Source organism: Streptomyces sp. CNZ287 (assembly GCF_007827615.1).
Genome location: NZ_VISV01000010.1, coordinates 1 through 24,115, shown reverse-complemented (window position 1 = coordinate 24,115; position 24,115 = coordinate 1). Strand labels below are relative to the sequence as shown.

Annotated in this window: 18 protein-coding genes, 1 pseudogene and 1 riboswitch; of the genes and pseudogenes, 7 read left to right on the top strand and 12 right to left on the bottom strand. The window is 73.2% G+C overall.

The window, feature by feature from the left end; translation table 11 throughout:
• Nucleotides 1-351: 351 nt before the first annotated feature.
• Nucleotides 352-1,668, top strand: coding sequence for a PP2C family protein-serine/threonine phosphatase (locus tag FB457_RS18895; RefSeq protein ID WP_145782518.1), 1,317 nt, complete (start codon nt 352-354; stop codon nt 1,666-1,668).
• A gap of 256 nt (nt 1,669-1,924) precedes the next feature.
• Nucleotides 1,925-2,067, top strand: a riboswitch (cyclic di-AMP (ydaO/yuaA leader).
• An 11-nt stretch (nt 2,068-2,078) separates the two neighbouring features.
• Nucleotides 2,079-3,200, top strand: coding sequence for a peptidoglycan DD-metalloendopeptidase family protein (locus FB457_RS18890; RefSeq protein WP_145782517.1), 1,122 nt, complete (start codon nt 2,079-2,081; stop codon nt 3,198-3,200).
• A 203-nt stretch (nt 3,201-3,403) separates the two neighbouring features.
• On the opposite strand, the gene FB457_RS18885 is transcribed toward FB457_RS18890, so the two are convergent.
• The 4 genes from FB457_RS18885 to FB457_RS18870 form a co-directional block, all read right to left on the bottom strand.
• Complete coding sequence (locus tag FB457_RS18885; protein ID WP_145782515.1) at nt 3,404-3,769, bottom strand: VOC family protein; 366 nt, start codon at nt 3,767-3,769, stop codon at nt 3,404-3,406.
• Nucleotides 3,770-3,822: 53 nt separating this feature from the next.
• Nucleotides 3,823-4,722, bottom strand: a complete 900-nt coding sequence (locus tag FB457_RS18880; RefSeq protein ID WP_253911381.1) for a PDDEXK family nuclease — start codon at nt 4,720-4,722, stop codon at nt 3,823-3,825.
• A gap of 224 nt (nt 4,723-4,946) precedes the next feature.
• On the bottom strand, nt 4,947-5,153 hold the full coding sequence (locus FB457_RS18875; RefSeq protein ID WP_047017387.1) for a DUF397 domain-containing protein: 207 nt from the start codon (nt 5,151-5,153) through the stop codon (nt 4,947-4,949).
• A complete protein-coding gene (locus tag FB457_RS18870) occupies nt 5,150-5,980 on the bottom strand; it encodes a helix-turn-helix domain-containing protein (protein WP_047017388.1) in 831 nt (276 codons plus the stop codon). Before FB457_RS18870 ends, FB457_RS18875 begins: the two co-directional genes overlap by 4 nt.
• A gap of 113 nt (nt 5,981-6,093) precedes the next feature.
• On the opposite strand from FB457_RS18870, the gene FB457_RS18865 reads away from it, so the two are divergent.
• Entirely contained in the window at nt 6,094-6,777 is a 684-nt protein-coding gene (locus tag FB457_RS18865; protein WP_145782513.1) for an ATP-binding protein, read from the top strand.
• A gap of 2 nt (nt 6,778-6,779) precedes the next feature.
• Here FB457_RS18865 and FB457_RS36265 read toward each other — a convergent pair whose 3' ends face one another.
• The 5 genes from FB457_RS36265 to FB457_RS18840 all read right to left on the bottom strand — a co-directional run bounded on the left by FB457_RS36265 (nt 6,780) and on the right by FB457_RS18840 (nt 13,681).
• A complete protein-coding gene (locus FB457_RS36265; protein ID WP_145782512.1) occupies nt 6,780-7,727 on the bottom strand; it encodes a YDG/SRA domain-containing protein in 948 nt (315 codons plus the stop codon).
• A 108-nt stretch (nt 7,728-7,835) separates the two neighbouring features.
• Nucleotides 7,836-9,164, bottom strand: a complete 1,329-nt coding sequence (locus tag FB457_RS18855) for a PrsW family intramembrane metalloprotease (protein WP_145782644.1) — start codon at nt 9,162-9,164, stop codon at nt 7,836-7,838.
• Nucleotides 9,165-9,227: 63 nt separating this feature from the next.
• Nucleotides 9,228-9,986: a tRNA (guanosine(46)-N7)-methyltransferase TrmB gene (gene trmB / locus FB457_RS18850; RefSeq protein WP_047017392.1), complete on the bottom strand. Its 759-nt coding sequence runs from the start codon at nt 9,984-9,986 to the stop codon at nt 9,228-9,230.
• A gap of 66 nt (nt 9,987-10,052) precedes the next feature.
• Entirely contained in the window at nt 10,053-11,387 is a 1,335-nt protein-coding gene (lhgO, locus tag FB457_RS18845; protein ID WP_145782511.1) for an L-2-hydroxyglutarate oxidase, read from the bottom strand.
• A gap of 191 nt (nt 11,388-11,578) precedes the next feature.
• The gene (locus FB457_RS18840) at nt 11,579-13,681 is read right to left on the bottom strand and encodes an asparagine synthase-related protein (RefSeq protein ID WP_047017394.1); all 2,103 of its coding nucleotides are present in this window, start codon (nt 13,679-13,681) and stop codon (nt 11,579-11,581) included.
• Nucleotides 13,682-14,450: 769 nt separating this feature from the next.
• Between FB457_RS18840 and FB457_RS18835 the strand changes: the two genes are divergently transcribed.
• Entirely contained in the window at nt 14,451-15,896 is a 1,446-nt protein-coding gene (locus FB457_RS18835) for an NsdA family TPR-like regulatory protein (RefSeq protein WP_047017395.1), read from the top strand.
• Nucleotides 15,897-16,605: 709 nt separating this feature from the next.
• On the opposite strand, the pseudogene FB457_RS36260 reads toward FB457_RS18835, so the two are convergent.
• Both FB457_RS36260 and FB457_RS18825 read right to left on the bottom strand, forming a co-directional pair.
• A pseudogene (locus tag FB457_RS36260) lies at nt 16,606-17,052 on the bottom strand (RNA polymerase sigma factor); the annotation flags it as partial.
• 521 nt (nt 17,053-17,573) lie between these two features.
• The gene (locus tag FB457_RS18825; RefSeq protein ID WP_145782509.1) at nt 17,574-18,278 is read right to left on the bottom strand and encodes a TetR family transcriptional regulator; all 705 of its coding nucleotides are present in this window, start codon (nt 18,276-18,278) and stop codon (nt 17,574-17,576) included.
• Between the two features lie 354 nt (nt 18,279-18,632).
• Between FB457_RS18825 and FB457_RS18820 the strand changes: the two genes are divergently transcribed.
• Together FB457_RS18820 and FB457_RS18815 are read left to right on the top strand one after the other, a co-directional pair.
• Nucleotides 18,633-19,988: an NAD(P)/FAD-dependent oxidoreductase gene (locus FB457_RS18820; protein ID WP_145782507.1), complete on the top strand. Its 1,356-nt coding sequence runs from the start codon at nt 18,633-18,635 to the stop codon at nt 19,986-19,988.
• Between the two features lie 82 nt (nt 19,989-20,070).
• Nucleotides 20,071-21,789, top strand: coding sequence for a SpoIIE family protein phosphatase (locus tag FB457_RS18815; protein ID WP_186462003.1), 1,719 nt, complete (start codon nt 20,071-20,073; stop codon nt 21,787-21,789).
• Nucleotides 21,790-21,846: 57 nt separating this feature from the next.
• Here the strand turns inward: FB457_RS18815 and FB457_RS18810 are convergent, their stop codons facing one another.
• On the bottom strand, nt 21,847-23,163 hold the full coding sequence (locus FB457_RS18810) for an MFS transporter (protein ID WP_145782501.1): 1,317 nt from the start codon (nt 23,161-23,163) through the stop codon (nt 21,847-21,849).
• A 136-nt stretch (nt 23,164-23,299) separates the two neighbouring features.
• Between FB457_RS18810 and FB457_RS18805 the strand changes: the two genes are divergently transcribed.
• Nucleotides 23,300-23,878: a MarR family winged helix-turn-helix transcriptional regulator gene (locus FB457_RS18805; RefSeq protein ID WP_047017400.1), complete on the top strand. Its 579-nt coding sequence runs from the start codon at nt 23,300-23,302 to the stop codon at nt 23,876-23,878.
• The last annotated feature ends 237 nt before the right edge of the window (nt 23,879-24,115 follow it).

The following is a 24,115-nucleotide window of genomic DNA, read 5'->3' as shown; positions in this document are numbered from 1 at the left end:
CGGACGGCTGACAGATGGCGTCAGTTGTCCGGGGATTCCCAGGGTGTAGGGCGTGCACGGGGCGCGCGGGGCGCTGGGAGAGCCGGGGGGCGTGCGCACGTCGCGCGCGCCGGAGCCGGGCGGTCCTCTACCCGTTCGGCTGTACCCTCTGCGTGCGGTCCGCCGGTCCGCTGCTCGTATGCCCGTCACACCCTGGCCGCAATGGCGCCCGAAACGCCACCTGTAACCCGCCTGGGCCCCGCCCGGTCGCCGTCCCGCCCGGGACGCGGAACCTTGAGGGACGACGGCAAGGGCCCGCGTGTCGGCCGCATGGGGAGGACAGCACTGGAAGGGCAGCGCAGGAGAGGGCAGGTGCAGCCGGTGCGGGAGGACGGCGCGCAGGGCGCGGGGCAGGACGAGGGCGGCCCGCGCGGGGGCCGCGCTTCGCACGGCGCGAAGAGCGGCTCGTACGCCGAGCGACGCGCCCCGTACGAGAAGGGGCGGGCCTACCGCGTGGGTAACAGTGCGCTGGACCAGATGGTCCGGTCCAGTCGTCCCAATGCCACCGGCGGTGAGCGGCGGGTCCGCTGGGTGCTGCGGTGGCTGCCGGCCGTGCTGATCGTCGTGGGAGCGGTGTTCTTCTGGTTCACGCCGGAGGGGCTGAGATCGTTGCCGGTCTTCGAGACCACCCCGCTGGTCGCCGCTGCGCTGCTCACTCTGCGCGGCACCGTCGCCGTCGCCGTCGCCGCCCTGGTGGTGAACGTCGTGCTCGAAATCCTCCACGGCACCGCCACGAGGACCCACGCACTCACCCATATGGTGTCGCAGGCCGTGCTCGGTGCCCTGGCGGTCGGCATCAACGTCCTCATCCAGCGCAACTACCGCCGGCTGACCTCCGCCCGCCATGTCGCCGTCGCCGCGCAGCGTGCCGTGCTGCCGAATCCGCCGGACGGCTTCGGCACGCTGCGGGTCGCGGCCCGCTACCAGGCCGCGGACGCCGACGCCCGGATCGGCGGCGACCTCTACGCCGTGCAGGAGGGCCCGTACGGCGTGCGCTGCATCGTCGGCGACGTACGCGGCAAGGGGCTGGAGGCGGTGGAGTCCGTGGCGGTCGTCATCGGCGCCTTCCGGGAGGCGGCCGAGGAGGAGGCGGGGCTCGCGGGAGTCGCGCGGCGGCTGGAACGCGCGCTGCAGCGCCAGGAGACGGGGCGCAGCGGCCTCGACCGGGTGGAGGGGTTCACGACCGCGGTGCTGGCGGAGGTCGACCGCGAGGGCGGCGCGCTGCGGCTGCTCAACCGCGGCCATCCGGCGCCGCTGCTGCTCGGGCCGGACGGCGCGGCGCGCACGCTGCACCCGCACGAGCACGCGCTGCCGCTGGGCATGGGCGACCTGGGTACGTGGCCGGACGAGCTGATGGAGGAGGAGTTCCCGCCGGGCGCGGCGCTCGTTCTCTTCACGGACGGCGTGACCGAGGCGCGGAACAAGGCGGGCGTCTTCTACGATCCGCTGACCCGGCTGGACGGCCGGCTGTTCGACGGGCCGCACGAACTGCTGGACACCCTCCTGGACGACGTGACCCGTTATACGGGCGGAAGGATCGCGGACGACATGGCGCTGTTCGCCCTCGCCCGCTCCCGTACACCGTTCGCGGAGCCGCCGGACTCGCCCCCGGCCGCACACGCTCCGTAGCGGAACAGCGCCCCTCCGCATAACAACTGATGCACGATCAGCTAACGACCGGACCTCACTGCGCGTAATCAGGGCGTCAACTTGTCCGTTTCCGCTGGTGCATGCCCGGATCGTCCGCGGTGAAGCACAACTGAATAACGGGAACGACTTGGAATCGAACGCCGTCGTCCGCTAGCGTGCGGTAACGCAGCGCGGTCGTCACTGCCGTCGCAAGAGGCGGCACCGTGCGCCGTCGCCGAATCCCGCACGAGTCACAACTGCAGCAACGGCAACACCTAGGGAACCGGGGAACCACCACCTTGGGGTGAATCGGGCCAACTTCCGCGAGGAAGCGGCCCGTAGGAGACCTTCCTGCTCCGAACCCGTCAGCTAACCCGGTAGGCGAGAAGGAAGGAAAGGAGTACGCCTTCGTGGCGTCCTACAGGTCTGGGCCTGGCTACGGCCATGGCTATGACGATTACGGCTACGACGGCTATGCGCCCGGCGGCCACGCCCCCGAGGGGTATGCGCCCACCGGTCACGCCGCCGAAGAGCCGGTCGACGAAGTCCTCCCCGAGGACGACCTTCCCTCCCGCGGCCGTCGGCGCCTTCCCCGGCAGCGCGGCGGCAGCATGGCGCGCAGCGGCGCCGTACTCGGCGTGGGTGTCTTCGCCGCCGTCGGCGCGGGCAGTATGGCCACGGCGCAGGAGAAGCCGCCGGTCGCGATATCCATGCCCGACCAGGTCGACACCGTGGCGAACCGGATAGGCGCCCAACTCCCCGACGCGGAGAGCCTGCCGGGCGTCGGCGACCTGATGCCGAGCGAGGAGGAGCCCGCTTCCGACTCGGTCGTCACCACGGCTCCGCTCACCCAGGTCAGCTACGCGAGCGACACCGACACCGCGAACCAGCCCGCCGACTCCGGCGAGGCGCTGCGGGCCCGCATCCTGGAGCAGGCCGAGCAGCAGCAGGCGGAGGCCGACGCCTCCGCCCGCGCGGCGGCCGAGGCCGAGGCCGCCAAGCAGGCGGCCGAGGAGGCCGCCGAGGCGAAGGCGGCGGAAGAGGAGCGCCAGCGCCGCCTGGAGGAGGAGCGCCGCCGCAAGGCGGAAGAGGAAGCCCGCCGCAAGGCGGAGGCGGAGCGCCTCGCGAAGCTCGCCGCCAGCTACGTCGCCCCGGTCGCGAACTACACGCTCACCTCGACGTTCGGCGAGTCCGGCGACATGTGGGCCGCGGGCCACACGGGCCAGGACTTCGCCGCCTCCACCGGCACCCCGGTCAAGGCGGTGCACGGCGGCACGATCACCGAGGCCGGCTGGGCCGGCTCGTACGGCTACCGCATCGTCCTCACGCTCGAGGACGGCACCGAAGTCTGGTACTGCCATCTGTCCTCCATCATCCAGTCCTCCGGCGAGGTGACGACCGCCGACGTCATCGGGCGCGTGGGCGCCACGGGCAACGTCACCGGCCCGCACCTGCACCTTGAGGTACGACCCGGCGGCGGGGACGCAGTGGACCCCCTCGCCTGGCTGCGCAACAACGGCGCCCCGGTCTGATCCACCCGGCGGGCCCAGCGCCCCGGCCCTCACGGCCGGGACGGCCACCCGCCGCACGGACCGCAAGCCCCCATAACCCCTCTCCCACGTCTCCGGCGTGCCCGAACGCAACTTCCCCCGTGGCGTCCGAGCACGCACCGAGACCGCCGGCGGCCCTGGTGGCCGACCCCCCGACACCAGGGCCGTCGGCACTTTCCCGGGACCTACTCCCCGGGCCCGCAGAGGCAGAACGGATGCCCGGCGGGGTCGGCGAACACCGGGCAACTGCCCCCCGCCTCGGAGAGCCGCGTGGCCCCGAGCCGCAGCGCCAGCTCGCCGGCGGCGGTGGAGTCGTCGACGCCGAAGCAAATGTGCATCTGCTGGGGGTAGGTGCGGTCGAGATCGGGCCAGAGCGGCGGCCGGTAGCCTTCGACTTCCTCGAATGCCAGCCGTGGAAAGCTGTCTTCGTCCTTGGCGATCACCATCCAGTCCTCGCGGATGACCCGCATGCCGAGCAACTGCGTGTAGAAGTCGGCGAGCTGACGGGCGTCGGCGCAGTCGAGCACGATGTTCCTGACGCAGGCGTCCATGGCGGCAGCCTGCCACGCACGGCGGACATCGCGGGCAGACCAGCGGCGGCGATTCAGGCAGCCGCGGTGGCAGAGGCAGTGACCTCGGCAGCGGCGCTGGAGGCCCCGGCACTCGCTGCCGCACGGGCGGCAGCATCGGCAGGGTGGGATCCCCCGGCGGCGATCTCACCCAGGGCGGCGCGGATGGCGTGGAGCATCCGCTGGGGCCGCTCGAAGGCATCGGCCGCGGTGAACCGGAGCATGCGCCGGACCTCGGGACAGCGCCCCAGGTCGTTGAAGCGCTCGACGTCGGCCCGATGGGCGGCCCGGCCGCCGTGGAAGCCGTAGCCCTCGATCTCGACGACGAGCCCCGCCACCGGAAAGAAGAAGTCCACCCGTATCCGCCGCCCGTTGGGCGCGGTGAACGGCACTTGGCTGAGCGGCCGCAGCCCGGCGTCGTACATCCGCAACCGCGCGACGGTTTCGGCGGGCGAGCCGGAGCGAGGATCGACGAGCGCCAGCCGCTGCCGCGCCTGGACCACACCCCGCCGCTGCCCGATGCCGGCAAGGGCCTCGGAGACCGCATGCAGATCGGTCACCTGCTCGCGCCACCGCCGCGGCCACCCTCCGCCGGGCGCCAGGGGCCGCCGGGTCAGGGCGGACTCCACGGCCACGAGCGCGGCGTCCCGCTCGGCCGTACGCAGCAGGTCGACGAGGGTCCGCGACGCGTCGGTCACGCGCAGCCCGGCGACGCTGACGATCTCGTCGTCACTCAGGGCGGTCCGATGCAGCAGGCACCCCTCGGGCGCCCGCCCCCGCGACCGCACGTGGGTGAACTCGGGCCGCACGGCGAGGACTTCGACCCCGAGGAGATGAGCCGCGGCACTGTGGCTGACGACCAGCTCCGGCCGCCCGGCCTGCGCCACCCGCAACCGCAACCGCAGATCAGGAACCCGCCCCGGCTCCACCCACACCCCGGCCCGAACCTTCCGCCACCCCTCTTTCCGCAACCGCCGCACCAACACCCCGGACGACCACCCGGCCGCCAACGCCTCGGCACAAACCAACACCCCACCATTCGCCGCCGCCAACGCACCCAGCGACCCAAGTTCCCCCGTCATGCCCCCACCCTCTCCCGGATCCCCACCCTCCGCTTCCCCCTGTGGATAACTCCCGGACCATGGACCTTCGGGCAAGGTCAGAAGCGCTCGGCGAACTCTCCGGCCCGAACGCCCGCAACGAAGGCCCGCCACCCCGCGGCAGAGAACGCGAGGGCAGGTCCATCGGGATCCTTGCTGTCCCGCACGGGAACAACGCCCGAGGCGGCAACGACCGGCGCCCACTCGACACACCCGCCGCCATCACCGTTGCTGTAGCTGGACTTGACCCAGTGGATCGTGCTCATGTCGAGAACGTCTCCTTTATCGACTGGATGAGCTCCGCAGAATCCTTGGGCGACAACGCGTACGCCCTGAGCAGATCGTAGGCGCGCCGACGCGCGTCGACCAGTTCCGGATCCTCCAGCAGTTGACCTGTCCCGATGCTCTCTTCATAGGCGACAAAGGTCCCGCGTTCCAGCGTGAACAGTGCTAACGAGCCACCCAGCAAGGCGTGTTCTCCGTGCACAAACGGAAGCACCTGCACCACCGTTGTCTCCGTGTGCGTCAACTTGTGCAGCCGGTCGAGTTGCTCGCCCATCACACCAGGTCCTCCAACCGGACGACGCAGCACTGCTTCGTCCAGAACAGCCGAGAACTCGGGCGGTCGATCGGATGCCAGCAACGCCTGCCGTCCCATGCGGGCGGTAACCATCTCCTCGATCTGGTCGCCGGTGGCCCGGGGCTTCTGCGCCCGGAAAACAGCGCGTGCGTAATCCTCCGTCTGTACGATCCCAGGCACCAGGACTCCCGCGTACTCGCCGATGGCGCGTGCCTGAGCTTCCAGCTCCATCCTTCGCCGGTACTTGTCCGGGTGCACCTCGTGTCTGGCGAGCGCGTAAAGCCTCTGGAAGATCCCATCCGTCCCGAAGGCCGCGTCCAGCGCCGCGGCCAGATCAGGCGGCGGCATGTAGGCGGCCACCTCAATCCGCGCCAGGTGGCTTCGGCTGTACTTCACGACCTCGGCCAGTCCTTCGAGACTCATGCCGGCGTGTTCGCGACAGCGGCGCATTTCGAAGCCGAAGAGGTGGCGTGCTGATCGGTCGGGGGTCAACTCGCGTGGTCGTTGTGCCATGGAGGTCCTCGTCTCTCAACGGTGGTCTTGGGACACCCATCCCCTTCAAACCCTACGCACGTTGGGCGACTGTAGAGATACGGAGAGCAACAATCAAAGGATCGTGACCGGAGATGCACAAGACCGACCACCCCGATCGCACTGTCTGGGGCAAGTGCCTGGTGCGTAAGCGCTGGGAACTGGACTTCCCTGCCCACCCCGAGGAGGTTGTCGGACTACGCCGCGTTCTCCAACGCCACCTGCGGCTCTGGGGCTTGCCACATGTGGTTCACGCTGCTCAACTCTGCGTGACCGAACTTGTCACCAACGTCATCTGCCACGTGGGCACCGGCGTCCCGGTCACGCTCACGACCTCGATGCGGGACACCCGCCTTCGCCTCGAACTCCACGACCCCGGTACGAACTCAGTCCCGATTCTGGCCAAGCCAACCCCCGATGACGAAACCGGTCGGGGCCTACTCCTCGTCGCCGCCACGGCCGCCGACTGGGGTGTGGAACTCCGCGACGACGGCAAAACCACCTGGGTAGAACTGGCCACGGGCCTCGACTCCCCAACCGCCCACGCAGGTGGCGACCGCGTCACCGCCGCCGAGGCCCTCCTCATCCTCTACCGCCAACAACACCACCGCACCCTCCGTGCCAACTCTCCCCTGAGCGCGGCCATCCTCGAAGACGCCGCAACCCACCTCATCGCCGACGTCCTCCGCTGGCTGGAGACCCACGGCTGTGACCCGGACACGGCGTTGGCGCGGGCGGAGTCCTGCCTTGAGGATGAAATCGCCACCACCTCACGCTGACTTCAGGCGTGGGCCCCTGCGGGAGAATCCGGGGCGCTGTCGCGGCTTGCCCAACGGGAACGGTGCTGGCGGACGTAGGTCACGTCTATGGCGTGGCCGGGATTCACGGTGAGGGGCGAACGCTCGGCCCCCGTCAGTCCGTTGATCACCATCAGTGAGTCGGAGAGTTGAAGCGCTCCTCGATCGAATCGCGCGTGGCAGTTCGGGCAGAGGCAAAGCACATTGCTTGGGGTGTCCGGCCCGTCGTGAGGTCTGCCGAGAGCCTGGATATGTGCGCCTTCGCTGAAGGCGACATCGGGGGGTGAAACCACTATTCGTTCGGCGCAGATCTGGCACCTGTTGTCGTACAGATCCTTCACTTGCCGTACGACCGAAGAGTCTCGTTTGAGCTGTTCCCGCTCGATGTACTCCCGCGTTCGCGCTCCCGCGCCCGTCGGAGTATCAGCAGGGCCGGTCACGGGGCGGGGGACAGGGCGCTCCCCCGGGCGGAGCTTCGTGAGCCTGAACTGGCATATTCGGAAGCCCTCTTTACCTATCGTGAACCAGTGCTCCTGGACCTGCCACAGGCCCCGATAGCGGTACCCCCCTTCGGCCCGTCGTCGCTCTATGCGGAGTCCTTGGATGACGCGGATCTCCAGTCCTTTGACCTGCGAAACGACGAGTGCCGCTGTGCCGCGCGTGTCGAAGTGCTGGTCAGCTATCTGGAGGCGGCTGTTGCGGTCTCGACCACCGGCCCCCGTGTAGATGATCTCCTCGTCGCCGTAGACATCGTCCACGTACCCGCCGGAGAGCACTATTGAGTCCGCGCCAGTCTTCTCGGTGCCGGAGATGCCCTGGTCTTTGAAACGGTGGAGTCCGGCTTCGTACAGGGCGCGATGCGACGGGAACCAGTCGCCGTCCGCGACGCCTGCTGGCTCGCCGAAGAAAGCGTGCTTGGTCTGTTTCGGCACGAGGCTCCTCGTCCCTTCCTTGCCTGCATGCGCGGGCGGGCCGCTGTAGGGGATGGGGGCATCGTAAGGCGGCCCTCTGACAGCGTGGGAAGGCCGGGCGACTGCGCGTCAGGGGCGTGGGGGGTGGGGTGGGTGCGCAGTGCCCTGACGTGGGGGCCAGGGGTGGGGGCGGGGTGGGTTGGTGGTGTAGGCGGCTCTGGTGAGGGCGGGTTGGGCTAGCGCCTTGTTCTGCCACATCGCCGTCAGCAGCGCCTGTTCGCGGGTCGCGTAGTCCTTCGCCGGGCGGCCCTGCGTCGCCTGCGCGCGGAGCAGGGCCAGGGTGGTCGCCGCGCGTTCGTAGTCGGCGACCGCGCGGCGGGCCTCCTCGCCGTGGGCGTGGCGGGCCAGGCTGCGGGCTATCTTGCGGATGCGCAGCGAGGAGAGGGCCACCGGTTCCGCGGGGACCAGCCAGCCGGCCTGGGCGTAGGCGGGGAGCTGGGTGCGTATCGTGCGGAGTTTGCCGCCGCGGGACCAGACCGCCAGCCACACCAGCAGGCCGAACACCGGCGCCATCACGAAGGCGTACGCGCCGAGGAAGGCGTAGCCGTTCATCACCGCCGAGCCGTTCCACAGCGCGTGCATCGCGATCGCCAGCAGCAGGCCGGCCACCGGCAGGAGCACGCGGCGTACGCGCTGGCCGGCGACCGTCATGGCCGCCAGGCCGAAGCCTATGCCCGCCATCGCCGTGAACAGCGGGTGCGCGAACGGGGAGAAGACGATCCGGGCGATGAACGTCACGGTCACCGTCGCCAGGGGGCCGGAGTCGCCGAAGGTCTGGTTCTCCTCGTACGCCCTGCCCAGGTAGAGGATGTTCTCGGTGAACGCGAAGCCCGTGCCGATGATCCCCGCCAGCACCAGGCCGTCGACCAGGCCGGAGAAGTAGTGCCTGCGGAAGAGGAAGATCAGCAGTATCGCCGCCGCCTTCGCGCTCTCCTCCACCACCGGCGCCACGACCGCCATCCCCCACAGGTCCGCCTCGCGTGACGACGCCGTCGGCAGGCCGGTGGCGATCCAGCGGGCGGCGAAGGTATTCGCCAGCATCGCGACGAGCGTCGCGGCGAAGGCGCCCCAGGCGAACGCGAAGACGCGGTAGCGCCACGGTCCCGGCGCCACCCGGTCCAGCCACAGGAAGCCCGCGATCAGCAGCGGCACCGGCAGCAGCGCCAGCCCGCTGCCCAGGAGCATCCCGTGCGTGCCGGTCTCCGTCCACACCAGCCACAGGATCGCCAGCCCCGCCAGCGTCAGCACGGTCCCCACCGCGCCTATGCGTACGCCCCTTCTGCGCCAGAACCGCCGGCCGGCGGGAAGGGTGTGTGCGGTGGTTTCCGCCGCTTTGGGGCGCGCGTCCTCGTACTCCGGGCGCGGGCCGAATTCCTCGGGCTCCCGCGGCCGGGTCATGAGCTGAGCGCCTTCGTACCGCACCCTTCGACCCTAGCCAGTCCTCCCGCCGCGCGCGACGGGCTATTTATCGCTGATGCGGCGGAAGAGCAGATCGTTCACGATGTGCCCCTTTCCAAGCCCCTGCCCCTCGAAGCGCGTACGCGGGCGGAAGGCCGGCCGCGGCGCGTAGCCGCCGGGGTGGGTGTTCTCGAAGTACGGTGACGCCTCCAGCGTCTCCAGCATCCACTCCCCGTACGGCTCCCAGTCCGTCGCGCAGTGCAGCACCGCTCCCGGCGCCATCCGTGACGCCGCCAGCGCCAGGAACTCCGGCTGGATGAGCCGGCGCTTGTGGTGCCTCTTCTTGGGCCACGGGTCCGGGAAGTAGATCCGCATCCCCGCGAGCGCGGCCGGGGGCAGCATCTCGCGCAGCAGGATGACGGCGTCGCCGTTGCCGATGCGTACGTTCGTCAGGCCGCGCTGCTCGATGAGCCGCAGCAGGTTGCCCTGGCCGGGGGTGTGGACGTCGACGGCGAGGATCCCGGTCGCGGGGTCGGCGGCGGCCATGTCCGCGGTCGCCTCGCCCATGCCGAAGCCGATTTCGAGGATGACGGGGAGGCCGCAGAAGAGGTCGTCCAGATCGAGTACGGACGCGCCGTCGATGTCGAAGCCCCACTTCGGCCAGAGCCGCTTCAGGGCCTCGCCCTGTGCGAGGGTCACGCGGCTGCGGCGCGGCACGAAGGAGCGGATACGGCGCTCGTCGTGCGGCCCGGCGGGCGCGGGGGCGGGGCCGTCGGGGAACCTGGGCTGGGGACGATCGTGCTGATCGGAGTGGTCGGACACAGTGTTCCCAGTTTACGAAGGCCCCGAGCCGGTCCCCGAGCCGGTCCCGGGGACGGCCCCCGCCGGTCACAGCAGGGCGAGCGTCCTGCGGGCGACCTCCCTGCCGATCGGCAGCGCCGCGGTCGCCGCCGGGGACGGCGCGTTCAGTACGTGGATCGTGCGCGGCCCCTCCGCGAAGCGGAAGTCGTCCACCAGCGTGCCGTCCGGCAGCACCGCCTGCGACCGTACCCCCGGCTGCGCCGGGCGCAGGTCCTTCTCGTCGACGGCGGGCAGCATGCGCCGTACGTCCTGGGTGAACGCCCGGCGGGAGAGGGAGCGGCGGAGTTCGCCGAGACCGTAGCGCCAGTGGCGGCGGGCTATGCGCCAGCTACCCGGGTACGCGACCGCGGCGGCGGCGTCGCGGGGGCTGAGGCGCGTACGGGAGTAGCCCTCCCGGGCCAGCGCGGGGACGGCGTTGGGGCCGAGGTGGACGGCGCCGTCGATGCCGCGGGTGAGGTGGACGCCGAGGAAGGGGAACGTGGGGTCGGGGACGGGGTAGACGAGGCCGCGGACGAGGTCGGCGGCGTGCGGGGCCAGCTCGTAGTACTCGCCGCGGAAGGGGAGGATGCGCAGCCCGGGGCGGTCGCCGGCGAGGCGGGCGATGCGGTCGGAGTGCAGGCCGGCGCAGTTGACGAGGGCGCGGGCGCGGACGACGTCACCGGCGGCGGTGCGGACGGCGACACCGGAGCGGACGGCGACACCGGAGCGGACCGCGGCGACAGGGCGGACGGAGGGACCGGCGGCACCGGCGGCACCGGTGCCGCCGGAGCGTGCCGCGTCGGCCGCGGGGGCTGCCCCGCCCGCGGTACCGGACCCGTGCGGGCGCCTCGCGATCGCCCGGACCTCCGTCCCGTACCGCACCTCCGCCCCCGCCTCCCGCGCCAGTTCCGCCAGCGTCCGCGCCACCGCCCGGAAGTCGCACACCCCCGTGGTCGCCACGTGCAGCGCCGCCAGCCCGCGCACGTGCGGCTCGTACTCCGTGATCTGCGCGGACCCCAGCTCGCGCACCGGGATGCCGTTCTCGCGCCCGCGCTGCGCCAGGGCGTGCAGGCGCGGCAGCTCGTCCCGGTCGGTGGCGACGACGATCTTGCCGGTGACCGCGTGCGGCAGCCCGTGCTCGGCGCAGAACGCGACCATCTCGGTGGCTCCCTGCACCGCGTAGCGCGCCTTGAGCGAGCCCGGCCGGTAGTACAGCCCGCTGTGGATCACACCGCTGTTGCGCCCGGTCTGGTGCTGGGCCGGGCCGGGCTCCTTCTCCAGGACGACGACGCGGATGCCGGGGGCGGCGCGCGTCAGCGCGTACGCCGTGGAGAGGCCGACGATGCCGGCGCCGATCACGAGGACGTCGCAGTCGTCCGCCATGGCACCTCCGGGAGGGGTCTGCCCCATCATCCCTCGACCGGCTCGGCCGCGGCCAAACCAGGGGCCGCGGGAGCCCCGCACCGCGGGTGCCGCAGGGCCCTCACCGCGGGTGCCGCAGGGCCCTCACCGCGGGTGCCGTACAGCCCTACCGCGGGTGCCGCACAGCCCTTTGTCCGGGTGCCGCGAACCTCCTACAGCGGCAGCCGCGGCGGCACCCCGCCCGCCACCGCGCGCTGCCGCGGCGCCGCATCGCCCGTCCAGCAGGACCCGCGCCGCATCAGCAGCCGCTGGAGCCACAGCTCCGTCGAGACCAGCTCCGCGAGACCGCCCAGCGGCAGCGGCTCGCCGTCCGCCGCCGCGCGCAGTGCCTTGCGTACGACCCGGCCCTCCACGAGCCCCGCGTCCGCCAGCAGCGGCCGGTGGAAGAGGTCGGCCAGTTCCGTCGAGGCGCGGCGCAGCCCGATGCGCTCCGCCGACGCGGCGGCCGCGGCGGGGCCGGTCGTCGCGCCCCAGCCCGGCGGCAGCCCGCGGATGCCCGCGCCGTCGAGCACGGCGCCCAGCACCGCCGCCCGCGCGCCCGGCTGCACGCGCAGCGCCTCGGGCAGGGCGCGGCAGGCCCGTACGACCTGGTTGTCGAGGAAGGGAGCGTGCAGCCGCTGGAACCTCACCTCCGCGGCCTGTTCGAAGACGCGGTAGTCGGCGCCCAGTTGCGCCAGCGCCGCGGCGGCGCGGCGCTCGCCGGGGCGGCCGGTGCCGTCGCCGTTCGCCGTGCCCGCGGAGCCGCGGAGGCGTACCGACACCTCGGCCAGCGCCTCGCCCGTCAGCCACCGCGCCGCGGGCCCCGGTCGGCACCAGCTCAGCGCGGCCAGCGACGCGTCGAGCGCGCCCCTGCTGCGCCCGGGCGCCCCGCCGAGCCCGCCCGCGGGGTCGTCGAGGAGCGCGTCGGCGCCTTCGGAGATGCCCTCCCAGTACGTCGTACGGGCCAGCCGGCGGGCCGCGCGGTAGACGGTCAGCGGCGCCAGCACCGAGCCCTCCGCGCGCGCCAGCGCCGTCACGGGCCGGAACAGCGAGCGCCGCCTGCGGTCCAGCAGCAGGTCCGCGAGCCGGGCCGGGTGCGCGTCGAGGACCTCGCGGGCGCCGACGCCCACGAGGTGGTCGGCGCTGCCCGCGGTGAGCCGGCGCCGGTGCCGGGCGGCGGCGACCAGGGAGGGCCCCGGCTCGTCGGTGAGCGGCATGCTCTCCAGGTCCGCGTACGGCAGCGCCGCCTCGCCGGCGGCCACCACCACGTGGTGCAGCCGCGGGTTGGCGGCGATGGTGCGGGCCCGCTCCAGCTCGCCCTCGTCGGCGCGTGCGGTCAGGTCGTTGAACGTCACGGCCACCAGCCGCTCGCCCTGCCCGGGCCCCAGCCCCGGCGGCGTGCCGGGCACGCCGGGCAGCCCGGCGGCCAGCAGCGCGAGGGTGCCGGAGGCGATGCCGCCGGACAGGTCGGCGCCGATGCCGGGCGCGGGGCCGCGGGAGGCGCGCCGGTCGGCCGGGCCCATGCCGGGTACGGGGCCGGGGTCGAGGCCGCCGTAGCCGGGTTCCGGCGCGTGGCGCGGGGCGGCCAGCCGGGCGCGTACGGACTCCACCAGCGCGTCGCGCACGCCCGCCACCGCCGGTTCGGTGTCCAGGGAGGGGGCGGCGACGGCGAGGGAGGCGCGCGGCTCGTAGCCGGTGATCTCCTTGGCGCCCTCGCGGAGGATGAGCGCGTGGCCGGGAGGCACGCGGCGCACGCCGGCGTACGGCGTGCCGTCGCCGAGCGCCTCCGGCACGTCGGGGCAGGCGAGTTGGGCGGCGAGGTGGCTGACGTCCAGCTCGGCCTCGATCAGGTCGGCGAGCGGCAGCGCGGCGGTCGCGTACGCCGTGCCGCCGTCCCAGGCGGCGTGGAAGACGGGGCGCGCGCCGGCGAGGTCGCCGAGGACGGTGGTGCGGCGGCCGACCTGTGCGACGGCGGTGTACCCGCCGGACCAGGCGGTCAGGTGCCGTACGGCACCGCCGCGGGCGGACAGCAGGCCCACGCGCAACTGGTCGTCGCTCGCGCCGCAGGTGCCGAAGATCGCGAGCCGGATCAGCGGCGCGACGTCGACGACGCGGATCTCGTCCGGCCGCCAGTCGCCGACCGCCCACAGCGGATCGGCGCCGCCCCAGACGAGCTGGGCGCCGACGGGGTGGAGGTCATAGTCGTCGGCGGACTGCGCACCGTCGAGGAACGAGGGCGCGGCGGCGGCACTGCTCCACCCCACCAACCACCGCATGCGTGCCTCCTCGTGGGCAACTGGGGACGTATCGGCATATGCCAAGCGAGCCAGGCGAGCCGGGCGATCGGCATCAACTCCGCCATGCTCAGGGCGTACTGCCGTTTCGTCAGGACCAATGCTGCCACGAGAGGGGCGCATGTGAGTGGATGCGGTCGCGCGGGAGTCTGGCCCGTCGCGGCCGGAAGCGCCCCCGGAGGGCGCCGCGCGGGTGCGCTCTCGGCAGTTGGGCGGCCCGGCGGGGGCCGTGCACGAGGAAGAGGATCAGCAGACGCTGCGGACCGGCCCGCGCGCGCCGTCCGGAACGCGGTACGGACACCCGGGCGGTGCCCGGACTCCGGTGCGACCGTCCCGCACGCCCGGATCTACACCCCGGGCAAGGGGCGTCATTCAGCCATTCTGCACACGGCGCAATCCCGGCCAACCAAGCCCGTCTTCCGGGCTTGTGCGGTCCGGGAAGCGTCCCGCGCTCCCCGGACCGTGAGCCGCCGCCCGCGGGGATGAATGACGGCGGAGTTCCCCAGGCCCGCCGCTTTCCCAGGCGCGGCGAGCCGACCCACGGACAACCAGCCAAGCGTGCGCGGCCCTTTGGGGGCAGAGCGCACGTACGGCGCACCGCCACACGACCCCGGAGCACGCGCGCTGCAATCCCGCCATCCGGAAACATTCCTCTTAACGGTCGGGATCCGGCGAACTACGCTGGGTGCATATGCGACCCGGCCGGATCCCCACCTGCCGGACGGGAGCCGTCGGTGGTCGAGGGGTGTGCATGTCCAGGACGCCACGCGGTCCGAACGAGAAGCTGGGCCACATGCTCGCGCTCGCCGGGATCAGCAACGCCGGACTCGCCCGCCGGGTCAATGACCTCGGCGCGCAGCGCGGCATGACGCTTCGGTACGACAAGACGTCCGTCGCCCGCTGGGTGACGAAGGGGATGGTGCCCCAGGGCGCCGCGCCCCACCTGATCGCCACCGCCATCGCCGGCAAGCTCGGCCGCCCCGTGCCACTGCACGAGATAGGGCTGGCCGACACCGACCCGGCGCCCGAGGTCGGCCTCGCCTTCCCGCGCGACGTCGGCGAGGCGGTGCGCTCGGCCACCGAGTTGTACCGGCTCGACCTCGCCGGGCGGCGCGCGGGCAGCGGCGGCATCTGGCAGAGCCTCGCGGGCTCCTTCGCCGTCAGCGCGTACGCGACGCCCGCCTCCCGCTGGCTGATCACGCCTGCCGACGGCTCGGTCGCCCGCGGCCTCAACGGCGTCGACCCCCAGCACGCGCCCGTCGCCGACGGCTCGGCGCCGCGGCGCGTGGGGCACAGCGACGTCGCCAAGCTGCGCGACGCGGCCGAGGAGGCGCGGCGCTGGGACTCCAAGTACGGGGGCGGCGACTGGCGGGCGTCGATGGTGCCGGAGTGCCTGCGGGTGGACGCGACGCCGCTGCTGCTCGGCGCGTACACCGACGAGGTCGGGCGCTCGCTCTTCGGCGCGACCGCAGAACTCACCCGGCTCGCCGGGTGGATGGCCTTCGACACGGGGCAGCAGGAGGCGGCCCAGCGGTACTACATCCAGGCGCTGCGGCTCGCGCGCGCGGCGGCGGACGTGCCGCTCGGCGGGTACGTGCTGGCGTCGATGTCGCTCCAGGCGACGTACCGCGGCTTCGCCGACGAGGGCGTGGACCTCGCCCAGGCGGCGATCGAGCGCAACAGGGGGTTGGCGACGGCGCGTGCGATGAGCTTCTTCCACCTCGTCGAGGCGCGGGCGCACGCCCGCGCACAGGACGAGGCGTCGTGCGGCACGGCCCTGGCGGCGGCGGAGAGCTGGCTGGAGCGCGCCCGCGAGGGCGACCCGGACCCGGCCTGGCTCGACTTCTACGCCTACGACCGGCTCGCCGCCGACGCCGCCGAGTGCTACCGCGACCTGCGAGTGCCGCTCCAGGTGCGGCGGTTCACCGAACAGGCGCTGGCGCGGCCGACGGAGGCGTTCGTCCGCTCGCACGGGCTGCGGCTGATCGTGGCGGCGGTCGCGGAGCTGGAGTCGGGGAACCTCGACGCGGCGTGCGCGCAGGGCACGCGGGCGGTGGAGGTCGCGGGCCGGATCTCGTCGGCGCGGACGACGGAGTACGTGAAGGACCTGCTGGCCCGGCTGGAGCCGTACGGCGACGAGCCGATGGTGGCGGAACTGCGCGAGCGCGCCCGCCCGTTGCTGGTCGCGCCGGCGTAGGGGTACGTACCCGGGCGCGCCCGGCGGCGCGGTGCGCGGGGGCGTACGGGCCTCGCGCTCGGGCGCGCCGGACAGTGGCGGACCAGGCGGGGGACGGGGCGGCGCTCAGCGGCAGTCGATGACCGAGTCCGCCCAGTCCGTCAGTGCCGCGGTGTGGACGGGGTGCTGCGGTTCCGCTTCCAGCCGGATGGTCTCGGTGCCGGACTGGCGGGCCCACGTCGACCATGGCCGCCTGCTCGCCCGCCTCGACCCAGTCGGAGCGCCAGAGCCGGGCGTCGTCGCCGTAGACGGTGAACCTGGCCGCGCCCAGGCGCTCCGCCCCGCCGCCGACGCCGCTCGCCGCCGCCGCGGCCCCCGCACCGGCGCCGACGCCCGCGAACCCGGCGGCCTTCGCCGCCGCGGCCGACGCGAACCAGCCGACCACCGCGACCGGAAGCAGCGTGCTGAGCCGGGAGTTGACGTCTGCGACCTCGACCGCCGCCATGCGGCACCGCGCGCAGTCGTCCAGGTGCTTGCGCAGCCCCCGCTCGGCGCGCATCCGCAGCCCGCCGCGGGCGTACGCGCCGAGCCGGTCGGCGTAACGGGCGCAGTCGCCGCCCGCGGTGAGCGCGGTCGAGACGTGCGCCTGGAGGTACGCCTGCTTCGGCCCCTCGCGGGCGCGGTGCGCCAGGACGGCGGTCGCGTTGGCCGTGAGCCCGAGCAGCGGCGCGACCTGGCTGGGCGACTCGTCCTCCACCGTCGTGTGCCACAGCACGGTCTGCCAGCGCTCGGGCAGGCTGCGGAACGCCTGCACCGCCATCGACTGCTCGGCCTCGTGCATGGCCCGTACGTCGGCGCCGCGGTCGAGGGTGTCGTCGTCGGAGACCGGCCGTGCGGCCTGGGTCGCGAAGACGGCGAAGTCGTCGACGAGTTGCTCGCGCTTGGCGGTCTTCGTCCAGGCGGCGGCGACCCGCCGCACGGTGGTGAGCAGATACGCCCGTACCGCGGTCTCGGGACCGGCGCCGCCGCGGACCGCCTGGAGTGTGCGGGCGAAGACCTCGGCGGTGAGGTCGTCGGCGGTGTGCGGGTCGCGGCAGCAGGTGCGCGCGTACCGGCGGACCGCCGGGGCGTGCCGCTGGTACAGCTCCTCGTACGCGCTGTCGTCGCCCTTACGCATCCGGCCGACCAGCTCGGTGTCGGAGGGCAGGGGGCCCGTGACCCCCTCGTCCCGCCGCTCACGCTGCTGGGGAATCGCCCCCACGGCCTCGTCGGCACCGCCGGAGGTCGCCCCGGTCCCGCCGGAGGACCCGCCGTCCATGGCATGCCCGCGATCGTCCCGATCGTCAACTGCCATGCCACAAGCTCCCGTAGACGCTCGTCCAGCCCGTCATTCGGGTGAGCGTGTCACAACGGACCGTGGCCGCCGTCCGGGTTGAACGGTCGACCACCCGTTGGGGGGGTTTTCCCGCTCGCGGCGCACTACCGGTCACGCTGTCGGGGTAGACGGCGGCCTCGCTTGACGAACGGGCCGCCACGCCGCCAACGGAAGCCGGCACCCGGCGGGAGCCACCCTGACGGGCGACGCCGTCAACACGAACCACCGCCCGCGGGGCCACCCGTCAAGGGGAACCCCCGCGGGGCCCTTCAGGGGACGCCGAGGCACACCCCGGCGCACCCCCGTCGGGCACCGCCCGGGGCTCAGCCCTCCGCGTGCGGCCGCAGCCCGTCGAGCAGGATGTCCAGCAGCCGCGCGGACGCGACCGCCTGCTGCTCCGGGTCCGGCAGGGACGGCGCCGCGGTGGCTATCACCAGCAGCACGTCCGACACCGATACGTCGGCGCGGAGCGACCCCGCGTCCCGGGCCCGCGCGACCAACTGCCCGACCACGTCGAGCAGCGCCGCCGCGTCCGTACCGCCGACGCTCACGCTCTCCGCACCCGCACCCGCGCCCTCACCGCCGGCCTGCGGCGCCGTGCCGTCCGGCGAGGGCCGCTGCTGCGGCACCCGCGGCTCGCCCTCCGGCGCCTGCGCCGTCACGCCCAGCACCTGCGGCGGCAGCAGCCGCCCGGCACCGGAGTCGACGGACGCGCGGAGGAAGCGGGCCAGCGCGGCCCACGGCTCGTCCTCCTGCTGCAGCGCGGCGCGGGCCTGCTCGGTGAGCCGCGCGGTCTCCGCCTCGGCGATGCGCTTGACGAGCACTTCCTTGCTCGGGAAGCGGCGGTACACCGTGCCCACGCCGACCCTGGCGCGGCGGGCGACGTCCTCCATCGGGGCGCCATAACCCAGCTCCCCGAACACTTCGCGCGCGGCACGCAGGACGTGCTCCAGATTGCGCTGCGCGTCTACCCGCAGCGCCGACCGGCCATTCGCCGGCAGTTCGCCGGAAGTGTCCGATCCCGACATGTTTGCTGACAGACGACTGCTCTGAACCTGCATCTCTGTTTCCCCCGGTTATGACAGTCTCCCCCCGGAGACTCCCCACCCTGCTTGCCCGAGTGCATCTGGTCGGGCCACTCCGGCTCGTACGAACATAGTTCAGCAGAAGTCAAGAGAGAAGGGGCTGTGGATAAGGATCGGTCGCGGGGCGGACACCACGGGCGCCGGAAATCCTTCCCCCGCCTGTGGACAAAAGTCCGAACGCGGTGCGTCATGGGTGTTCCGAGGTCGCCGTCGGCGGCCTCGCCCCGGGCCCGCACCGCCGCCGGCGGCGCGCGGCGAGGCCGGGCCCCAGGCGGGACCCCAGGCAGGAGGTTGCCCATGACGAATCCGACGCGCGTACTCGTCGTCGGTGGCGGCAACGTCGGGATGGCAGTGGCGATGCGGCTGCAGAAGCACCTCGGCAAGCAGCTCAGAAGCGGCGCGGCGCAGATCACCCTGGTCGCCCCCGACCCGTACATGACCTACCAGCCCTTCCTCGCCGAGGCCGCCGCCGGCTCCGTGCAGCCGCGCCACGTCGTGGTGCCGCTGCGCCGCGTGCTCCCCCGCTGCCGTGTGGTCGCCGGCCGCGTGACGTCCGTCGACCAATCCGCGCGCACCGCCCGCGTCGCGACGCTCGCCACCGACGAGACCGGCGAACCGCCGCTGGACCTGGCGTACGACCAGCTCGTGCTGGTGCCCGGATCCGTCTCCCGGGTCCTGCCGGTCCCCGGGCTCGCCGCGTACGGCATCGGCTTCACCTCGATAGAGGAGGCCATCGGCCTCCGCAACCACGTGCTCGAACAACTGGACATCGCCTCCTCCACCCGCGACGCCGCCGTCCGCGAGGCCGCGCTCACGTTCGTGTTCGTGGGGGGCGGCTACGCCGGCGTGGAAGCACTCGCCGAGCTTGAAGACATGGCGCGTTACGCCACCCGCTACTACACCGGCGTACGCCCCGCGGACATGCGCTGGGTCCTCGTCGAGGCGAGCGACCGCATACTGCCGGAGGTCGGCGAGCGGCTCGGCGAGTACGCCTTACGCCGCCTGCGCGAACGCGGCATCGACGTACGCCTGGAGACCCGTCTGTCGAGCTGTACGGACCGCGTCGCCCAGCTCGACGACGGCGCCCGCTTCCCCACCCGCACCCTCGTGTGGACCGCCGGCGTCCGCCCCAACCCCGTGCTCGCCGCCACCGGCCTGCCCCTCAACGACCGCGGCCGCCTGCGGTGCACCCCCGACCTCCGCGTCGAGGGCGAGGACGCCGTCTGGTCCGCCGGCGACGCGGCCGCCGTACCCGACCTCACCGCCGACGAGCCCGGCGCCCTCTGCGCCCCCAACGCCCAGCACGCCGTCCGCCAGGCCCGCGTCCTCGCCGACAACCTGGCCGCCGCCCTGCGCGGCACACCCCTGCGCGACTACCGGCACCGCTACGCCGGCTCCGTCGCCTCCCTCGGCCTCCACAAAGGCATCGCCTATGTGTACGGCCACCGGCTGAAGGGCTACCCTGCCTGGCTCATGCACCGTGCGTACCACCTGGGCAAGCTCCCCACCGTGGGCCGCAAGGCCCACGTGCTCGCCGAGTGGACCCTCGCCGGACTGTTCAAACGGGAGATCGTCGCCCTCGGCTCGCTGGAACGCCCCCGGGCGGAATTCGCACTCGCCACCCGGTCGGGTCGCGGCCCTGACGGCGACTGAGGCGGGGCATGTGACCATGGACGGGCACGAATCGGCACGGAGCGAAACGAACGACCAACGAGTGGACCTGGGACTGGCACGCTTGAACTTCACGCGCTGGAGCCCCCGGCTCCCCGGATCCCCGCGCCGCACCGCCGCCGCGCGGGGCTTCCGCGGTGCCGTCCCCTCCGCCCGCGCCGGACGGCAGGGCCGCCGCGCCGCGGCGGAACCGCCCGCCGGCGCCGAGCCGGACGCCGACCCGGGCGGTACGGCGAGCGGCGGCGGCGACACGGGCCCGAAACCCGATACGGAACACGACGTCGACCCCGGGATCGAGCTGCCCGTGAGCGCCACCCTCGGCCGGCTGCCGGCACCGGTCGCGGTCGTCCACGGCCCCGACCACCGCACCGCCTACGTCAACAACGCCTACGCCGCCGTCTTCGGCGCCCGCGCCCCGGGCCGCCCCGCCCGCGACGCGCTGCCCGAACTCGCCGAGCTGGGCCTGCTGCCGCTGATGGACCAGGTGCTGCGCAGCGGCACCCCGCGCACCGTCAAGGCCCGCCGCGCCCCCGACTCCCGCTCGTACACCTTCACCTGCAGCCCCATCGACGTCGGCGAGAGCGGCGGCGTGCTCGTCTCCGCCGCCGACGTCACCGACCAGGTGGAGGCCGCCGAGCGGCTGCGCGCGGGCGAGCGCATGCAGCGCGAGGCCGCGGTGGCGCTGCAGCGCAGCCTGCTGCCGGAGAAGCTGGAGCACCCGGACGACCTGCGGGTCGCGGCCAAGTACCAGCCCGGCGGCACGGACGCCGCAGTCGGCGGCGACTGGTACGACGTCATCACCCTCGGCGCCGGCCGCACGGCCATGGTCATCGGGGACGTCATGGGCCGCGGCGTCCGCGCCGCCGCCGTCATGGGCCAGTTGCGCACCGCGGTACGCGCGTACGCGCGCCTGGACCTGCCGCCGCACGAGGTGCTCCAACTCCTCGACGGCCTCGCCGCCGAGATCGACCCCAACCAGATCGCCACGTGCGCATACGCCGTCCACGACCCGCACGAGGGCCGCCTGGTGCATGCCTCGGCCGGCCACCTGCCGATCCTCATCCGCGACGCGGACGGCACCGTGCGCCGCGTCGACGAACCCACCGGACCGCCCCTCGGCACCGGAGGCTGGGTGCACGGCTCCGCCGAACTGCCCTTCCCGCCCGGATCGACCGCCGTCCTCTACACAGACGGCCTCATCGAGCGCCGCGGCCAGGACATCGAGGAGGGCGTGAACGCGCTCGCGAGCGCGTTCGCCGGCGCGGCGGGCGCACCCGGCGTCGTCTGCGACCGCCTCATCCGCTCCCTCGGCGTCACCGCCGAGCACGACGACGACGTCGCCGTGCTCGTCCTGGAGCACCCGCTGCGCGACGACGGCGAGGCCGAGCTGTTCCGCAGCGCGGCGCTCGACCTCCTCGGCGGCGTCGAGGCGGCCCCGCGCGCCCGCGCCTTCGCGGACGGCGTCCTGGCGAGCTGGCGCTTCCCGGCGGAGCTGCGCGAACTGGGCGTGCTGGCGGCCAGCGAACTCGTCGCCAACTCCCTCCAGCACGGCTCCCCGCCGATGCGGCTGCGCCTGCGGCGTACGGACCGGAGGCTCATCGTCGAGGTCACCGACGGCGACGACCGCCTCCCGCGCCGCCGCCATGCGGAGCCGGGCGACGAGAACGGCCGCGGCATCTCCATCGTCGCCACGATCGCCTCGACCTGGGGCTCACGGCGCACGCTGGGCGGCGGCAAGGCGGTGTGGTGCGAGTTCGCCCTGCCGGGCGAGCACGGCCACTGACGTTCGGGTACGGAACGGGGCGTACCCGCGCGGGCAGAAGCTTGCGCGGGTACGTGCCTAGGCCGCCTGGACGGGTGCCGGCTCCGGCTCGGCCCCGGCCGCCGCCGGCTTGTGGGCCGCCACCTGCACCGTGCCCGCGAGCCGCGGGTAGTCCTGCACCGGCGTCAGCCGTCGGCCCAGCCGGAGCCCCATCACCGTGATGCCCAGCGAGCAGACGACGAGCATCGAGATGTATGCCCCGTACGCCCCGGCCCCCGCGAGCAGCCCGCCGACGGCGGGCCCGATGGCCAGCGCCAACTGCTTGACCAGTGCGAACACCGAGTTGTAGTGCCCGATGTGCGAACCCGGCGCCAGATCAGCCACGAGAGGCGCGACGGTCGGCGAGAGCATCGCCTCGCCGAGCCCGAAGAGCGCGTACGTGGAGATGATCGCCGCGGTCGCCATCGCCTGCCCGCCGGCGACCCACCCGGAGGCCCCGGCCACCAGCCACGCGACCGTCCATATGAGCCCGACCGCGGCGATGACCCGGCTGCGCCGCCGCCGCTCCACGAGCCGCAGCACGGCGAACTGCGCCACGACGATCACCGCGGTGTTCGCCGCCAGCGCCACCCCGAGCGTCGACGGGGATATCCCCGACACCTCGACCGCGAACGCCGACAGCCCGGACTCGAACTGCCCGTAGCAGGCGAAGAACATCACGAAGCCCAGCACGCAGAGCCACACCATCGCCCGGTCCGCGAGCAGGATCCGCCACCGCCCCCGGGCGCCCTCGCCCGCCGGCACGGCGTGCGCGGCGCGCGTCCCGCGGGGCAGCCGCACCGTGGCCACCACGGCGCCGAGCACCAGGAACATCACCGACTCGATGGCGAAGAGCCGCACGAACGACCCCGCGTGCTCCTCCTCCACGAGCAGCCCGCCCAGCAGACCGCCGACACCGAGCCCGAGGTTGTTCAGGAAGAACTGCGTCGCGAACGCCCGCGACCGCGTCACCGTCGTCGAGCACCAGACGATCATCGTCGCCAGCGCCGGCTGGATGACCGCCATCCCGGCGCCCATGACCAGCGTCGAGGCGAGCACCATCGGCGCCGTCGAGGCCAGCCCCAGGGAGAGCGCGCCGGCCGCGGCCGCGACCGTGCCGAAAAGAGCCACCGGCAGCGGCCCGCGCCGGTCGATGAACCGCCCGGTGAAGGGCAGGACGAGCAGCGCGGCCATGGCGAACCCGGCGAGCGCGACACCCGCCGTGGTCGAGCCCAGATCCCGCACCCGCGATACGTACAAGAACGTGTACGGCACGGTGAAGCCGCTGCCGAAGGCACTCAGCGCGTTCCCCACCTGGATCCTGCGGAGGGCCGCGGCTCCGGTCTCGCGTGTCACTGCTCACCACCCCTACACACGTGCGGCCCGGCGCTGACGAGCTACCGGGTCGAAGACTTCGATGCTAAAGTTCAGACCTAAAGACTACATGACTGAGAAGTTCGACGCGAACGAGATTGGTGGAATACTGCGGGCCATGTCCGACAGCGACGCCCCGGCCCCCGATGCCGAACGGACGCCCACGCAGGAGCTGCGTTCCCTCGACGAGCAGATCGCGCTCTACCAGCGGGAGTTCCAGGACCTCGACCCGCAGGTCGAGCAGATCGTCTCGGCCCTCAGCCGGCTCAACCGCCGCATGACCGTCGCCTACGGCCGCCACCTCTCCGACATCGGCATCAACGGCGCGGAGTGGGAAGTACTCAAGGCCCTCGTCCTCGCCGGCGCCCCCTACCAGCTCGGCCCCGGCGAGCTGGCCAAGCGCCTCGGCCTCACCCCCGCCGCGATGACCCACCGCATCGACCGTATGGTCGCCGAGGGCCTGGTCACCCGCGAACGCGACGAGGCCAACCGCGTCCGCGTCATCGTCGGCATCACCGAGCTGGGCCGGGAGAAGTGGTTCGCGACCATGCGCATGGGCACGGACTGGGAGGAGGACCTGCTCCAGGACCTCACCCCGGCCGAACGCACCCTGCTCGGCGAGCTGCTGACCCGCCTCCTCCGCCGCGTCGAGGACGCCCAGCCCGATGCGAGCGGTCGACTGTCCGATTTGGACTAGCCGTTGATCGCGCTTGACACGGGTCGGGCCGCTCCGTAAGGTTCTTCGGGTTGCCACGGGGCCGTTGAGGTTCCGGAGTGCGACGGTGGCCGTTCCTGAGGGGGCGGCTCGTCCCATCTACTCGTTGTGTGATCGTCTCCCTTTCGTCGGGGTTGAATCGGCATGCCCGGTTCTTTTCGGCGGGCGGCCGGATTTTGCGCCGCCGGGACAATCCGCTACGGTTATGGAACACCGAAG

Coding starts and splice junctions, on each gene's coding strand:
- FB457_RS18885 (WP_145782515.1), bottom strand. CDS start 3,769: ATGGACGCCTGCGTCAGGAACATCGTGCTCGACTGCGCCGACGCCCGT.
- FB457_RS18875 (WP_047017387.1), bottom strand. CDS start 5,153: ATGAGCACGATCCACTGGGTCAAGTCCAGCTACAGCAACGGTGATGGC.
- FB457_RS18870 (WP_047017388.1), bottom strand. CDS start 5,980: ATGGCACAACGACCACGCGAGTTGACCCCCGACCGATCAGCACGCCAC.
- FB457_RS18865 (WP_145782513.1), top strand. CDS start 6,094: ATGCACAAGACCGACCACCCCGATCGCACTGTCTGGGGCAAGTGCCTG.
- FB457_RS18855 (WP_145782644.1), bottom strand. CDS start 9,164: ATGACCCGGCCGCGGGAGCCCGAGGAATTCGGCCCGCGCCCGGAGTAC.
- lhgO (WP_145782511.1), bottom strand. CDS start 11,387: ATGGCGGACGACTGCGACGTCCTCGTGATCGGCGCCGGCATCGTCGGC.
- FB457_RS18840 (WP_047017394.1), bottom strand. CDS start 13,681: ATGCGGTGGTTGGTGGGGTGGAGCAGTGCCGCCGCCGCGCCCTCGTTC.
- FB457_RS18835 (WP_047017395.1), top strand. CDS start 14,451: ATGTCCAGGACGCCACGCGGTCCGAACGAGAAGCTGGGCCACATGCTC.
- FB457_RS18825 (WP_145782509.1), bottom strand. CDS start 18,278: ATGTCGGGATCGGACACTTCCGGCGAACTGCCGGCGAATGGCCGGTCG.
- FB457_RS18820 (WP_145782507.1), top strand. CDS start 18,633: ATGACGAATCCGACGCGCGTACTCGTCGTCGGTGGCGGCAACGTCGGG.
- FB457_RS18805 (WP_047017400.1), top strand. CDS start 23,300: ATGTCCGACAGCGACGCCCCGGCCCCCGATGCCGAACGGACGCCCACG.